Annotated in this window: 19 protein-coding genes; 7 read left to right on the top strand and 12 right to left on the bottom strand. The window is 31.9% G+C overall.

Annotated elements, in window-relative coordinates:
• Positions 1 to 17: 17 nt before the first annotated feature.
• Positions 18 to 1,322, top strand: coding sequence for a TrkH family potassium uptake protein (locus ACM6UH_RS00380; protein WP_048787280.1), 1,305 nt, complete (start codon positions 18 to 20; stop codon positions 1,320 to 1,322).
• 43 nt (positions 1,323 to 1,365) lie between these two features.
• Here the strand turns inward: ACM6UH_RS00380 and ACM6UH_RS00385 are convergent, their stop codons facing one another.
• The gene (locus ACM6UH_RS00385; RefSeq protein ID WP_047505238.1) at positions 1,366 to 1,773 is read right to left on the bottom strand and encodes an alkylhydroperoxidase; all 408 of its coding nucleotides are present in this window, start codon (positions 1,771 to 1,773) and stop codon (positions 1,366 to 1,368) included.
• A gap of 110 nt (positions 1,774 to 1,883) precedes the next feature.
• Here ACM6UH_RS00385 and ACM6UH_RS00390 point away from each other — a divergent pair, with 110 nt between their 5' ends.
• Positions 1,884 to 2,294 (top strand): Lrp/AsnC family transcriptional regulator, encoded by a 411-nt coding sequence (locus ACM6UH_RS00390; protein WP_011303950.1) that lies wholly within the window; start codon positions 1,884 to 1,886, stop codon positions 2,292 to 2,294.
• 245 nt (positions 2,295 to 2,539) lie between these two features.
• Here ACM6UH_RS00390 and ACM6UH_RS00395 read toward each other — a convergent pair whose 3' ends face one another.
• The 5 genes from ACM6UH_RS00395 to ACM6UH_RS00415 all read right to left on the bottom strand — a co-directional run bounded on the left by ACM6UH_RS00395 (position 2,540) and on the right by ACM6UH_RS00415 (position 5,865).
• Complete coding sequence (locus ACM6UH_RS00395; RefSeq protein WP_047505235.1) at positions 2,540 to 3,838, bottom strand: peptidoglycan recognition protein family protein; 1,299 nt, start codon at positions 3,836 to 3,838, stop codon at positions 2,540 to 2,542.
• Between the two features lie 197 nt (positions 3,839 to 4,035).
• Entirely contained in the window at positions 4,036 to 4,224 is a 189-nt protein-coding gene (locus ACM6UH_RS00400; protein WP_037539147.1) for a hypothetical protein, read from the bottom strand.
• A 200-nt stretch (positions 4,225 to 4,424) separates the two neighbouring features.
• Entirely contained in the window at positions 4,425 to 5,039 is a 615-nt protein-coding gene (locus tag ACM6UH_RS00405; protein ID WP_048787279.1) for an FMN-binding negative transcriptional regulator, read from the bottom strand.
• A gap of 41 nt (positions 5,040 to 5,080) precedes the next feature.
• Complete coding sequence (locus ACM6UH_RS00410) at positions 5,081 to 5,479, bottom strand: nuclear transport factor 2 family protein (RefSeq protein WP_174543139.1); 399 nt, start codon at positions 5,477 to 5,479, stop codon at positions 5,081 to 5,083.
• A 41-nt stretch (positions 5,480 to 5,520) separates the two neighbouring features.
• Positions 5,521 to 5,865: a DUF4260 domain-containing protein gene (locus tag ACM6UH_RS00415; RefSeq protein ID WP_047505227.1), complete on the bottom strand. Its 345-nt coding sequence runs from the start codon at positions 5,863 to 5,865 to the stop codon at positions 5,521 to 5,523.
• 593 nt (positions 5,866 to 6,458) lie between these two features.
• Between ACM6UH_RS00415 and ACM6UH_RS00420 the strand changes: the two genes are divergently transcribed.
• The gene (locus ACM6UH_RS00420) at positions 6,459 to 6,773 is read left to right on the top strand and encodes a DUF1093 domain-containing protein (protein WP_225791762.1); all 315 of its coding nucleotides are present in this window, start codon (positions 6,459 to 6,461) and stop codon (positions 6,771 to 6,773) included.
• Between the two features lie 241 nt (positions 6,774 to 7,014).
• Here ACM6UH_RS00420 and ACM6UH_RS00425 read toward each other — a convergent pair whose 3' ends face one another.
• A complete protein-coding gene (locus tag ACM6UH_RS00425) occupies positions 7,015 to 7,287 on the bottom strand; it encodes a hypothetical protein (protein WP_048787278.1) in 273 nt (90 codons plus the stop codon).
• A gap of 819 nt (positions 7,288 to 8,106) precedes the next feature.
• Here ACM6UH_RS00425 and ACM6UH_RS00430 point away from each other — a divergent pair.
• From ACM6UH_RS00430 to ACM6UH_RS00440, 3 genes are read left to right on the top strand one after another with little or no spacing between them, the layout of a single operon-like run.
• Complete coding sequence (locus ACM6UH_RS00430) at positions 8,107 to 8,313, top strand: hypothetical protein (RefSeq protein ID WP_047505223.1); 207 nt, start codon at positions 8,107 to 8,109, stop codon at positions 8,311 to 8,313.
• Between the two features lie 24 nt (positions 8,314 to 8,337).
• Positions 8,338 to 8,577, top strand: coding sequence for a hypothetical protein (locus ACM6UH_RS00435; RefSeq protein WP_047505220.1), 240 nt, complete (start codon positions 8,338 to 8,340; stop codon positions 8,575 to 8,577).
• Positions 8,574 to 8,714 (top strand): hypothetical protein, encoded by a 141-nt coding sequence (locus tag ACM6UH_RS00440; protein WP_162835602.1) that lies wholly within the window; start codon positions 8,574 to 8,576, stop codon positions 8,712 to 8,714. Before ACM6UH_RS00435 ends, ACM6UH_RS00440 begins: the two co-directional genes overlap by 4 nt.
• A 121-nt stretch (positions 8,715 to 8,835) precedes the next feature.
• On the opposite strand, the gene rpsR is transcribed toward ACM6UH_RS00440, so the two are convergent.
• From rpsR to rpsF, 3 genes are read right to left on the bottom strand one after another with little or no spacing between them, the layout of a single operon-like run.
• Entirely contained in the window at positions 8,836 to 9,078 is a 243-nt protein-coding gene (gene rpsR / locus ACM6UH_RS00445) for a 30S ribosomal protein S18 (RefSeq protein WP_002484306.1), read from the bottom strand.
• A gap of 49 nt (positions 9,079 to 9,127) precedes the next feature.
• Complete coding sequence (ssb, locus tag ACM6UH_RS00450) at positions 9,128 to 9,640, bottom strand: single-stranded DNA-binding protein (RefSeq protein WP_002484307.1); 513 nt, start codon at positions 9,638 to 9,640, stop codon at positions 9,128 to 9,130.
• An 18-nt stretch (positions 9,641 to 9,658) separates the two neighbouring features.
• Positions 9,659 to 9,964, bottom strand: a complete 306-nt coding sequence (gene rpsF / locus ACM6UH_RS00455; RefSeq protein ID WP_002484308.1) for a 30S ribosomal protein S6 — start codon at positions 9,962 to 9,964, stop codon at positions 9,659 to 9,661.
• Positions 9,965 to 10,385: 421 nt separating this feature from the next.
• Here rpsF and ACM6UH_RS00460 point away from each other — a divergent pair, with 421 nt between their 5' ends.
• Entirely contained in the window at positions 10,386 to 11,192 is an 807-nt protein-coding gene (locus ACM6UH_RS00460; RefSeq protein WP_047505216.1) for a GH25 family lysozyme, read from the top strand.
• Positions 11,193 to 11,354: 162 nt separating this feature from the next.
• Here ACM6UH_RS00460 and ychF read toward each other — a convergent pair whose 3' ends face one another.
• Together ychF and ACM6UH_RS00470 are read right to left on the bottom strand one after the other, a co-directional pair.
• Positions 11,355 to 12,452 carry a redox-regulated ATPase YchF gene (ychF, locus tag ACM6UH_RS00465; RefSeq protein WP_047505213.1) on the bottom strand — a complete coding sequence of 366 codons (1,098 nt, stop codon included), beginning with the start codon at positions 12,450 to 12,452 and terminating at the stop codon, positions 11,355 to 11,357.
• Positions 12,452 to 12,667, bottom strand: coding sequence for a DUF951 domain-containing protein (locus tag ACM6UH_RS00470; protein WP_002484311.1), 216 nt, complete (start codon positions 12,665 to 12,667; stop codon positions 12,452 to 12,454). The genes ychF and ACM6UH_RS00470 overlap by 1 nt, the downstream gene beginning before the upstream one ends.
• Positions 12,668 to 12,694 lie beyond the last annotated feature (27 nt).

The following is a 12,694-nucleotide window of genomic DNA, read 5'->3' on the forward strand; positions in this document are numbered from 1 at the left end:
AGTAAAGGAAATGAATCATGAAACAATTAACTAAGCCTTTATACTTTTACCTATTACTTTTTATTACAACAACACTGATTGGCGCGTTACTATTATATTTGCCAATCACAGGTAAACATCCTATTGATTTTGTGGACGCCTTTTTTATAGCTGCTAGTGCATTTACGGTAACTGGGTTAGCTACTATAGATGTCTCTACCCAATTCAATTGGTTGGGCGATACGATTATCATGTCACTCATACAAATCGGTGGATTAGGGATCGTCACTGTGACACTTTTAACCTTTATATTAATCAATAAGCGAATTAGTAATAAAAGTCGCTACCTCGTCATGGCAATGTGGAACATTGATACGCCTGGGGGCATAATCCGCTTAATCTTACAATTTGTTTTGTATAGTTTGGTAACTGAACTTGTAGGTGCGTTATGTATTGCGTTATCCTTTATTCCAAAGTATGGCTTAGGACAAGGGGTGTTTTTAAGTATATTCACTTCTGTGTCTGCTTTTAATAATGCTGGTTTTGCACTTTTCAAAGATAACCTAATCAGTGCGGTTAACGACCCTATTATCACTATAACCGTGCCCTTATTAATTATTATGGGTGGCATAGGTCCACTTGTATTTCTTGATTTAGTAACAACACAAAAATTAACTAAACTTAAATTACATTCCAAAATCGTTTTGAGTACAACTTTCATATTAATCATCGTCGGTAGCATTTCGTTTTTCATTTTAGAATATCCATCCACATTAAATCATTTATCTTTGATTGAAAAAATTGGAGCTTCATTTTTTCAATCCGTCACAACACGTACTGCTGGATTTAATACCGTTGATATCGGACAAATTTCCACACCTACATCAATGATGATGATGTTATTTATGTTTATCGGTGGTGCACCCATCAGTTCTGCTGGTGGTATCAAAGTAACCAGCTTAGTTCTGACGCTATTATTTATAAAAAGTACATTAAGAAACGAGAGCCATTCAGCTATATTTAAAAAATCTATACCTGAACGTACACTTAAAATTGCTGTTACCATCACGCTTTTAGCAACTATCTTTGTATTAAGTATATCGTTTATTGTGAGTGTGCTAAATCCACATACATCCTATACGACCGTATTATTTGAAGTTATTTCAGCGTTCGGCACTGTAGGTTTAAGCATGAATTTCACAACTGACTATGGTACTGTAACTAAAATCATTATTATTGTAACGATGCTTATTGGTAAAATTGGCATCCTCACTTTTGTGCAATTATTTATTAGTGAAAAGAAACAATTATTCCATTATGCAAAAGACAATGTACAGTTATAAACAAGCACATATCCAATTCAATTGGACATGTGCTTGTTCTAATTTATACCTCTAATTTCATTATTGCTCCGAAATATTGCTGACATGTTGTAAACGTTATAAAAGCAATAAGTTCACTCATTTCTGCTTCAGTCAAATGGTCGTTTAAAGTCTGTAAAATATAATCAGGAATCTCCGTTCCTAGTTTCATATAAACATCAACAAAACCAAGACATATCATAGATTTTTCATCAGTAAATTTTCCCGATGGTTTCCCTTTTGCTTTACAATACGCGCATCCGTGATTTTGAGCAAGCATGCTTCTTATTTCTTCTTTTAAATCGCTAGACAGTTGGTTATCTGTTTCTAGAGATTCACTTAAATTACTCCAACTTAACATGATATCTTTGTTATATCCAAGCAACTTTTGAAAAGGCGTAGTACCATTTTCCGATAATTGAATTAATGCCATTATAATCACTCCTTGATTATCCATTATTTTATGGCATTATTAACTATATTGAAATGCTATTTTTTAAGTAAAAATAGTTAAATGCTTTATTATTTAAGGAGTTTTTATAAATGGACTTAACAAATAGAAAAATTTTACAAAGTTTAAATGAAGATAGTAGCAGATCATTCAGCGATATTAGTGAAATTACAAATCTTTCCATCCCCGCTGTTCGTGAACGCATTAATAAATTGAAGGATTCAGGAATTATAAAGAACTATACCATTGATATTGATTACAGTGCTTTAGGCTATGATATAGATATCATCATTGAAATCGTTATTAAAAACAATTTATATAAAGATTTCAAAACCTTTATTGCAGAACAGAGCCACGTCGCATTTTGTTATCGTATATCAGGAGATAGCTGCTTTTTATTTAAAGCAAGATTTAAAACCATGCAAGATGTAGAAACGTTTATAGATATTTTGCAAAAATATGGCCATACAAAAACACATTTTATATTTTCAGAAACGGTTTGATATCAAACGTTCCTTCTTTCAATTACTACTTTGAATAAATATCAAAATGTGATGCAAGTCGTTCTTTTAACGGATAACACTGATAAAACAAGATATTTTTATGAAAAATACGGTTTATTTTCAAATGATAAATATCATACTGTTGCATTTATGCTATTTAGACATACGCTTTAAGATCTTTATATAAATTAAAAGAGACACTTCACTATTGTAATTTAACAATTAAATGAAGTGTCTTTATTAATCTATTTCATTTTCAGTATTTGACCGACTTTAATACTATTGGAATTCAATTTGTTATCTGCTTTAATTTTATCTACAGTAGTCTTTTGATTTTTAGCAATACTGTATAATGTATCACCTTTTTTTACGGTATATGTTTTAACTAAATACAGTGTTTGACCTTTACTAATGCTATCAGATTTAAGATTATTCCACTTTTTAATATTATCTACACTGACGCCACTTCTCTTTGAAATATTATATAACGTGTCACCAGTGACAACTGTATGAGTATCGCCGGATATGTCGCTATTATTACTTGGTGCTTTCAACTTTAATGTCTGACCAACTGATAAGGAATTACTCTTCAAGTTATTCCAATTTTTAATATTATCAATCGTTACACCACTTCTTTTAGAAATACTATACAATGTATCGCCTTTAACCACTTTATAAGTCGCACCTGTAATAGCGCCATTGTTCCCACCAGAGAGTGCTTTATAATGTTTTTGAACTAAACTGTAAAACTGATTCATATTGTATCCCCATTGACTAAAATAACCAACTGGATCAGAGTGATCTGTGCCGCCCCAATATTGGCTGATGGCATTGTGACTAATAATTGTGCCTGTTCCCTGATTATTATCTGCAAGTGACGGTGTTAAACCATTTTCTTTTAACATTTTTGCAGCTAAGTATGCCTGATTATTAACAGATTTAGCAAAATCATCAAACGTATTAGATCGTGTTAATTCAATTTGATAAAAATACGGATTGGCATTTGCACCAGCACCCCATGCTAAATAGTTACTCGGCGCAGTTTGAATAATTTTATCACTGCTTGCATAGGCATGCACGAACGCACTATTGTAATTGTTGTACATGTAGTTCACTTCACCATCAATCGTACTGCTTGGATTGGCCGTTTCATGAATAACTACGCCTATAAATTTTCCAGACTTATAATTATATTTAGGTAAATTATTCATTCTAGCATCTTGGACGATTTGGGCTGGCTTTATATTATTATTTGCAATATATGTATTGACGTCTTGGTATGCTCTATTCGCAAACGTACGTGCTTCAACAGTATTATGTTCTGCTACTTTATTATGTAATTTTAAATCTTCTGGTGTTAATTGGTCCTTCAGCGCTTGTGGGCTCATCTTTTGAGCTTTTTCAAAATTAATCGGCTTACTTGTATTCTCTTTTTCATTTTTTTCTGTTGTTTGCTTATGATTGCCTTCTTGCGCTTGTGCGACTGTTGTACTTAAAATTAAACTCGTTGCCAATACTACTGACAAACTCAACCTATATTTCATAAAATATCTCCTTTGTTTTGACCATAGCCATATTAGAAGTGCCACTGTATATTCAAACACCTATATTTTTAGTTTATAATATTATCCAAACATTCACAAAAATTTTTATTATTTTATACTACTTATTATTTTTGGTGATTTCACTATAAATTTATTTTGAAAATTAAAAACCACCATCTTCAAAGATGGTGGCTTCATTATATATCAGTGAACACACTAGATAATATTGCGATTAATGCAATGACTAATACAAATACGAGCAATGCATCAATTCTTTTTTGATTACGACTTTTAGGCGGTTTCCTAAATTCTTTTAATGCCACAATACCTGCTACTATTACAAGCACTAAACAAATCAAGTGGAAGATTAATACAAACGTAGCCATGTTCATCACCCCTAATATGATCAATATAAATTCAAACGCAAGTGTTTATAATTAAGCATTCATGAACTTATTAACTTAAAAGCATAATGAATTTCATCGTATAAAGGTTAGTCTGCGCGTAGTCTTTGTATTAAAATACCCCTTTCATAACAATCAGAAACGAAATTCTAGAATTCACTTAGCATTAGATCATCTTTCTCTTAAGATTGTCTATGGTCTTTTATAACATCTGCCAGTTGTTGCTCAGATTCGTCATCACTTTCAGCTAAATGTTCCACAATCGTTGTGTAATCTTTTTCAGATTTATTCTGACTTAATTTATATGCAGCTTGTATGTCATTCACTTTAATTTTGAAACCAACAATACCCTTGATTTGTTGTTTGGTATTATCCGACAAATTATTCCAAGTTGCACCATCTTCTCGATGTGCCTCGTATCGATCTAATAGTTTTGCTAAATCTGCCTCAAGCGCTTCATGCGTTAATAACTGTCCTTCCCCATAAATATGAACACTTTGATAATCCCAAGTTGGGACATCTTCATTTTCATACCATGTAGATGAGACATAGCCATGTGGTCCTTGGAAAATGACTAAAATTGACTTATTGTTATTCAATGTTCGCCATTGCTGATTACCTTTTGCCAGATGTCCAGAAACATACAGCTGCTTATCATCCTCATAAATATTCACTGGCACATGTGTGGCAACAGGTTGTTCCCCATCAATCGAAACGACTGTCGCAAAATTATGTGCGTTGATAAAACGTTTGATTTCCTCATAATCTTTCATTTCATAATATTTAGGAATATACATCATTCCCACCCCTTTAATCAGTAAATACAATAATGCAAAATTTATATATTGGCTAAGCCTTGTACATCATGGTGATATGCTTTAGTCAACTCACGACATGAAGTGACTTTACCAGACTCATTAAATTTAAATATCGCATAGACTTCAATATTGCCTTTCGAACTATCTTTTTTCTCTACCCTAATATCATATCTTAAAAATATAGTTTGTTGTTGTTCGTCTATCAACATATCTTTAAATTGCTCTATTGTTAAAGTCTTTACCACTTCTTTTAATTTTTGAAGATGCAACTTAAATTCCGTTAAATTTAACGTATCATGATCTGTTTCTTGTATATACTCAGCTGCAAAATAATGATCTATTTTTTCAGTATCCAAATTAATCAGGATATCTTGGTATAAATTTTCAATTTGTGTTTTTAATAATTGCTTATCCAACATATGTCTCATGCCTCCATCTTTTATTATTGAAAAGGAATTTTTCAAAGTTTTTGTATGGTCGTTATTTTAAAATCTGAAGCGTACTTTAATCCATAACCAAGCGTTCGATCCATACTTATATGCGTGAACCAAATAAGTGCAATTTGCATTAAAACAGGCTCTTTAACCCATAAGTATAATATTGTTACTAAGGTTGGCAACACGTACGTATATCCCATATTATAGACCATGCTACCTATCCGTTTATTAAATACATAGCCAATGGCAGTTAAATCTGGCGCTAATAAAAATATTAAAAAGAGCCAAAAAGAAAAATCAAACATAAAATATAAACTAATGACTAGAATTAAAACAAAGGCATTTTCCACTTTTATTAAATTGCGCATGTAACATCTCCTAATCATAAAAACTGAAGCGTATCGATTTATAATTATAGTTTATGGCAACAACTAAAGATATACAACTATGTATAATCTTTAATAAATTTACATAAAATTTATATATGACTTACAATGTTATCACTTGAGTAATGCATTGTTTATTACATTATTTTTTTGTGTTTTACTTGTTTTATCGGAGGTGAAATATCTTAGATCATGATAACAATCAAAACGTACTTTCATCATTAAATTATTTTAGTGTATTTTTTGCGCCAATCTTATTTCCTATAATTGTTTGGATATTCACTCAAAAACCAGTAACCACACATGTCAAAAAGGCACTATTAAACCATATAGGTGTGGCAATTTTTTATTTTTTAAGTAGTATCGACTTTATATTTTCTAAAGAAGTCTATGAGAAACCCTTTGATAACCCCATGACGATTTCCTATACCTCTATCGCGCTAGGTTTACTTTTTGCAGTTATCGTCGTTATGCTATTTATCTTTAATTTAATTCGAGGTATCAAGCTTTTATCAAAATAATTACTAAGCATCCAAATAAATATATCAAAAATAAATTTCATAGGAGTTCCTATTATGACCCGTTCTAAAAAATTCATCATTATGATCACTACAGTCATTGTTATCATTGCATTCATCTTCCTTGCTTTATTTGCTTGGAAAATTTATGCTGAACGCAATTATAATAACACTAATATACGAGAGGCTGCTCAATTCAATCCTTTGATTAGAGAAACTGACTATTATGTACAAGTAAGTAATCCACTTAAGAAAAATGGTAAAAATCAAGTCGGAGCATATACTTATATGACCGATGGTTTCGATAAAGATGGAGTAGGTCATACAGTTACTTTTAACGGAATGAAAAAACTAAAAAAAGAGCTTATTTAAAGGTCTCTTTATTCTTAGGAGAAGCGAAATCATACAATGAAATCTCTAAAGATAAAGTTCCTCATAAGCCATTAAAAAAACTAGAAATGCAACAGTAATAATAAAATGAGGTTATCAATCCTGCTTGGTTTTTATATAATTGATGTAATCGTCGCAACTATTTTTCTAATAATTCTCATGTGAAATCCTCTTTGCTTGAATTTATTATTCAAATTAACCCATCCATTATTGAATTAAAAAATTATCCAAAAATGATGTATACCAGTACTATGATAAAAAGAATGTTATATATGATTTTCTTAATATTTTTTTCTTCGATATGTGGTACTGAATCTATTATCAAGCTCAGTACAATGAGTACGCCAGAAAATTTAACGATATAGTCTAAGAACTGCCAATCAAATATGATAGCTAGTACTAATGAACCTAATGTTAAGACTAAAGCTACTATCCCTGCTGTATTGGCAATAGATGCTAATGTTTTATATCGTTCCTGTTCATTATCTTTAGTCATACTATCTCCCCTTAAAAACATAGTTCGCAACTTAATTATATGTTAACATAAATTCTATTGAACATGTATTGTGTATAAAAACACCCATCAACACTTAGAGTTAATGGGTCATATTTATACTATTTATCTTTTTTGAAATTTTCTACAAAAGTTTTTTTAATATCCTCAATCAATGATCTGCTACCGATTAAATTAGATATGACGCTCATAATAAAGGTTATTATTTTTCCAATGATATCCATATAGCACGCTCCCTTACTATATAAATACCATATTATCCACAATATAATCATATTTATATAATAGATTTTAAAAACATAATTATATTCTTTGAGATATTGCTATATAGATAAAAAGTATTACTTTTCATCTCGTTCACAATAAATAATTTTTATGCTACGCTTACAAAAAAGAAGCTTTGCTATGAGTTTACCAGTCGCTATTGTCTTAGGTATCATGTTTGTACCTATCTACGCTTTTTTTGGGTGTTTATATTCCGATGGGAAAATAACAGAAGAGTTAAACGTAACAATTTCGAACCAATGACTAAGAAATCATTCTATGTTCTTTTGTTAGTTCATGCAGTATCCGCTATTCTTATGGTGATTTCTGCAATTTATATAAGTTATTTTAGTTAAATTAAAATGACATACATAAAAAGGAGTTTTAATTTGGATATACTCATCGGATTACTTATTAAAACAATAGATATTATTGTGAGCATAGTTAGCATTTTCGAACGAAAAACATCAAAGCTATTGAGTAAATTGTCTAAAAGTAAAGATAAGACAAAGGGGTAAAATTTAAGGAGGGTTTAAAATGAATAAAGCAATAATTGCCCATCACACGCTTAATATTGTATTAATGATCATTCTAATAATAGTAAATCATTTTAATGTTTTAAGCTTACCAGTTTCAATTATACTAGCCATTTCAATTACAATTAATGCAGCTTTATTAATCAGAGCAAACAGAAAGAAAATTGAAAATGATGGCGTTACTATAGATGACTATAAGAAAAAATAATATAACTTAGATTGGAGAGATATCATGAAACATAAAAGTACTATGCCGAATTCTAAATTGATGACAACTACATTCCCAATTACCGTTTTATTACATTTATTCTTCATTGTTCTATCGATTTATAATATATTCATTAAAGATAGTACAATCGCTATATCGCTCTCTATATTTAGTTTAATCATTTTCACTTCTATGTTAACACTTACAATTAATGCATATATAAACTACAAAAGACAAAATAATTGGATTGGAGAAATCACATGAAGGTTGGTAGTTACAAAATTGATGAGTTTTATCTAATCATGATTGGTGGATTTTTAGTAACTCCTATTTTTGTACCATTCATGCTAATTTCAGTAGTCATAATGGTTATTATTGGGTTAGAGAAAGAAGAAGATTAATAGTTAAAAATTGTTTTCATTTAAATTCTTTGCATCATATTTTTCATACCTTTCCCAATTCTCAAACCAAAAAAATAACCCCGTAGGTATATGCCTACGGGGTTTTCAGATACAATATCTATTATTGTTCTTCTTTAACATATGGTAATAATGCCATATGACGAGAACGTTTAATAGCTAATGTCAACATACGTTGATATTTAGCTGAAGTACCTGTTACACGACGTGGTAAAATTTTACCACGTTCTGAGATAAAACGTTTTAATAATTCTGTATCTTTATAGTCGATGTGTGTAATTCCGTTTGCTGTGAAATAACAAACTTTTTTACGACGACGTCCGCCTCTTCTTGGTCCACCTGCCATGGTAACTGCCTCCTTTTAAGAAATTTTCATTTTTATATGTTCTATATAATTAGAATGGTAAGTCATCATCACTAATATCAATTGGTCCGTTTGCATTTGCAAATGGGTTATCAGATTGATTATTGTTTGATGAATTATTGTTGTTATTACTTTGATAAGATGACGTATTTTGTCCTGATTGTTGTCCGCCAAAGTTTTGGAAATTATTGTTATTTCCTTCTTGACCATGACGTTGGTTTTGATTTTTAGGTTCAAGGAATTGAACACTATCACAAACTACTTCAGTCACAAATATACGACGACCTTCTTGGTTTTCATAGCTACGTGATTGAATGCGACCGTCAACGCCAGCTAAACTACCTTTAAATAAGTAGTTGTTAACATTCTCTGCTTGTTTTCTAAAAACGACACAGTTAATGAAATCCGCTTCGCGTTCCCCTTGCGCATTTGTAAACGTACGATTTACTGCTAGAGTAAAAGTCGCAACACTCACGCCTGAGGGTGTTGTTCTATATTCTGGATCTTTAGTTAAACGACCGACTAAAACAACTCTATTTATCATTTAAGCGACCCCCATCTATTATTTTCTAGTTTTATCTTCGTCTTCACGAATTACGATATAACGGATTACATCGTCAGAAATTTTAGCTAAACGTTGGAATTCGTCAGTAGCTTCGTTATCAGCTGTTTGGATACGTACGATATTGTAGTAACCTTCACTGAAATCGTTAATTTCATAAGCTAAACGGCGTTTACCCCAGTCTTTAGCTTCTAAAACTTCTGAACCGTGAGAAGCTAAAATTCCGTTGAAACGTTCAACGACTGCTTTTTTAGCATCTTCTTCGATATTCGGACGAACGATGTACATAACTTCATATGTTCTCATTGTATAATTGCACCTCCTTGTGGTCTATGCGGCTCATCATCAAATGTGATAAGCAAGGAATAATTTTCATTACTCACAATCAAGAATTATAGCACATGCCTTTACATTTTACAATGGGTTTACCACGTTATAGCACGTTAAATTTCATAGTTGTTTCATATGAAACATTATGACATATAGCCATTCATGATATCTACCAAAGCATTCAAGTTAAATAAACATGACATCTTCTACGATTATATTTTCAAATTAAATCATTATTCAAATACTAATTAATATCAATAAAATTTAAATATATTTTAAGTTAAGGTTGAAAAGTATATTTAATTCTAATAGCATATCATCTATATTATTTTTTGATGTCATATTTACTATTTTTCAAAATAAATTTCAATAATCTACATAGATAAAGGGGATGCTTATGTTTTCAAAATTCAAAAAAGGCTTACTTGCAGGAAGTATATTTTTTGCATCAACAGTCATTATCAATACAACTTACGCCTCCGATAACCCTTCTAACCAAAAAGGTACAATGGGTTATGGCTATCAACAATATTTAGAAAAGCATCCAGATAAAGCCTCTCAACAAAAACAAGAAAGTGGCTCTAAATCCATGCAAGCCGAATCTGGAACAACGCAATCTGGTGAACGTGTGTTGGATATTTCTGAATGGCAAGGTGAGTTAACGACACAAGAAGTCAAAGACTTAAAAGAGAATTATGATTTCATTATTATAAGAGCTCAATATGGCTCAGAAAAAGTGGATGCTGCATTAGAGCACAATTCTGCTTTATTAGATAAAAACGGTTTAGACTTTGGTGTATATTCCTATAGTATGTATGAAAATCCTGACGACGCAAGATACGAGGCGCAGACACTTTACAATCGTGCTCCAAAAGCGAGTTTCTATATCAACGATTTTGAAGAAAATACTGTAACTTCTGGTACGCCTGAAGAAAGCACAGACGCTTGGTATGATGAAATGAAAGGATTAGCTGGCGATAAAAAAGTATTATTTTATTCTTATGAAAATTTCATGGTAGAAAATGCTTCTAATTCTGTAGGTCAATATGATGGTTACTGGTTGGCAAATTATAATCCAGGTCAACCTACACGTGAACACGTCCTCTGGCAATATACAGATAGCTATGCATCTCCTGAATTAAATCAAGATGTTGATGCAAATTATGTAGGACCTGGTGTTGAAACATCTTGGTTCACTTCGTAAAAATTTTAACCTTGATGTTATTTTAAAAGTGCGTTTTCTTTATCAACGCTGTACTTCTATTTTTAACATCTCAAATTGAAGCACACCGCATGTCACTAACATTAATATATAGATTAGAAAAAACCCCTCATTACTCGTTGTAATGAGGGGTTGCTTTGTATCTTATACATTAAATCTAAAGTGTACAACGTCTCCGTCTTTCATAATATATTCTTTACCTTCTAGGCGTTGTTTTCCTGCTTCTTTAGCGCCATTCTCACCATCGAATGCCACGTAATCGTCATAGCTCGTTACTTCGGCACGAATAAAACCTCGCTCAAAGTCTGTATGAATGATACCCGCACATTGTGGTGCTGTCATGCCTTTAATAAACGTCCAAGCGCGCACTTCTTGTACACCGGCTGTAAAGTATGTTGCCAAACCTAGCAAGTCATAAGTTGTACGGATTAAACGATCTAAACCTGGCTCTTCAATGCCTAAGTCCTCTAAGAACATTTCGCGATCTTCATCTTCTAAGACAGCAATCTCTTCTTCAATTTTTGCGCTAATGACAATCACTTCTGAATCTTCTTTTGCTGCATATTCACGAATCAGTTTTACTTTTTCATTATCGTCATCGCCGATTTCATCTTCACCGACGTTAGCAATATAAAGCATTTTTTTAGATGTTAACAACTGCGCTTGGTCGATGAATTTTTGATCTTCTTCTGTGAATTCCAGACTTCTTACTGGATTGCCTTCTTCTAAAGCTTCTTTAATTCTTGATAAAATACGTGTTTCATTAACCGCATCTTTATCTTTTTGGCGAGCCATTTTTTCCACTTTTGGTAAACGTTTGTCAACAGATTCTAAATCCGCTAACACCAATTCCATGTTAATGACTTCAATGTCATCAATTGGATCTACACGACCTGAAACATGCGTTACATTATCATCGTCAAATGCACGAACGACTTGGCAAATCGCATCTACTTCACGAATGTGAGATAGGAATTTGTTACCTAGCCCTTCACCTTTTGAAGCGCCTTTAACAATACCTGCAATATCCGTAAATTCAAATGTTGTTGGAATTGTCTTTTTAGGTTGTACCATCTTCGTTAAAACATCTAATCTGCTATCTGGCACTTCGACAATCCCTACGTTCGGATCTATCGTAGCGAACGGATAGTTTGCTGCTAAAGCACCTGCTTTTGTAATTGCATTGAAAAGTGTCGATTTACCTACGTTGGGCAATCCAACAATACCTGCTGTTAAAGCCATTATTCATTCTCCTTATTATCAGTATCTTGTTGGGATACTAGTATTTTTTTAATTTTTTTATTAAAAGTTTGTCTTGGAATCATGATACTTCTTTGACAATTTTCACATTTTATTCGGATGTCAGCACCTACACGAATGATTTTAAAACGATTCGTGCCACATGCGTGTTGTTTTTTCATTTCTACAATATCATTTAAACCGTAATTGGATGTCATTCTGTAACACCTCCGACCGTCTTAATC

Source organism: Staphylococcus sp. LKG4-2 (assembly GCF_050955665.1).
Lineage (GTDB): Bacteria > Bacillota > Bacilli > Staphylococcales > Staphylococcaceae > Staphylococcus > Staphylococcus saprophyticus.

What these genes read in the sequence shown, in the direction of transcription:
- ACM6UH_RS00380 (WP_048787280.1), top strand. Translation starts at nt 18, where the DNA reads ATGAAACAATTAACTAAGCCTTTATACTTTTACCTATTACTTTTTATT.
- ACM6UH_RS00385 (WP_047505238.1), bottom strand. Translation starts at nt 1,773, where the DNA reads ATGGCATTAATTCAATTATCGGAAAATGGTACTACGCCTTTTCAAAAG.
- ACM6UH_RS00390 (WP_011303950.1), top strand. Translation starts at nt 1,884, where the DNA reads ATGGACTTAACAAATAGAAAAATTTTACAAAGTTTAAATGAAGATAGT.
- ACM6UH_RS00395 (WP_047505235.1), bottom strand. Translation starts at nt 3,838, where the DNA reads ATGAAATATAGGTTGAGTTTGTCAGTAGTATTGGCAACGAGTTTAATT.
- ACM6UH_RS00400 (WP_037539147.1), bottom strand. Translation starts at nt 4,224, where the DNA reads ATGGCTACGTTTGTATTAATCTTCCACTTGATTTGTTTAGTGCTTGTA.
- ACM6UH_RS00405 (WP_048787279.1), bottom strand. Translation starts at nt 5,039, where the DNA reads ATGTATATTCCTAAATATTATGAAATGAAAGATTATGAGGAAATCAAA.
- ACM6UH_RS00410 (WP_174543139.1), bottom strand. Translation starts at nt 5,479, where the DNA reads ATGTTGGATAAGCAATTATTAAAAACACAAATTGAAAATTTATACCAA.
- ACM6UH_RS00415 (WP_047505227.1), bottom strand. Translation starts at nt 5,865, where the DNA reads ATGCGCAATTTAATAAAAGTGGAAAATGCCTTTGTTTTAATTCTAGTC.
- ACM6UH_RS00420 (WP_225791762.1), top strand. Translation starts at nt 6,459, where the DNA reads ATGACCCGTTCTAAAAAATTCATCATTATGATCACTACAGTCATTGTT.
- ACM6UH_RS00425 (WP_048787278.1), bottom strand. Translation starts at nt 7,287, where the DNA reads ATGACTAAAGATAATGAACAGGAACGATATAAAACATTAGCATCTATT.
- ACM6UH_RS00430 (WP_047505223.1), top strand. Translation starts at nt 8,107, where the DNA reads ATGAATAAAGCAATAATTGCCCATCACACGCTTAATATTGTATTAATG.
- ACM6UH_RS00435 (WP_047505220.1), top strand. Translation starts at nt 8,338, where the DNA reads ATGAAACATAAAAGTACTATGCCGAATTCTAAATTGATGACAACTACA.
- ACM6UH_RS00440 (WP_162835602.1), top strand. Translation starts at nt 8,574, where the DNA reads ATGAAGGTTGGTAGTTACAAAATTGATGAGTTTTATCTAATCATGATT.
- rpsR (WP_002484306.1), bottom strand. Translation starts at nt 9,078, where the DNA reads ATGGCAGGTGGACCAAGAAGAGGCGGACGTCGTCGTAAAAAAGTTTGT.
- ssb (WP_002484307.1), bottom strand. Translation starts at nt 9,640, where the DNA reads ATGATAAATAGAGTTGTTTTAGTCGGTCGTTTAACTAAAGATCCAGAA.
- rpsF (WP_002484308.1), bottom strand. Translation starts at nt 9,964, where the DNA reads ATGAGAACATATGAAGTTATGTACATCGTTCGTCCGAATATCGAAGAA.
- ACM6UH_RS00460 (WP_047505216.1), top strand. Translation starts at nt 10,386, where the DNA reads ATGTTTTCAAAATTCAAAAAAGGCTTACTTGCAGGAAGTATATTTTTT.
- ychF (WP_047505213.1), bottom strand. Translation starts at nt 12,452, where the DNA reads ATGGCTTTAACAGCAGGTATTGTTGGATTGCCCAACGTAGGTAAATCG.
- ACM6UH_RS00470 (WP_002484311.1), bottom strand. Translation starts at nt 12,667, where the DNA reads ATGACATCCAATTACGGTTTAAATGATATTGTAGAAATGAAAAAACAA.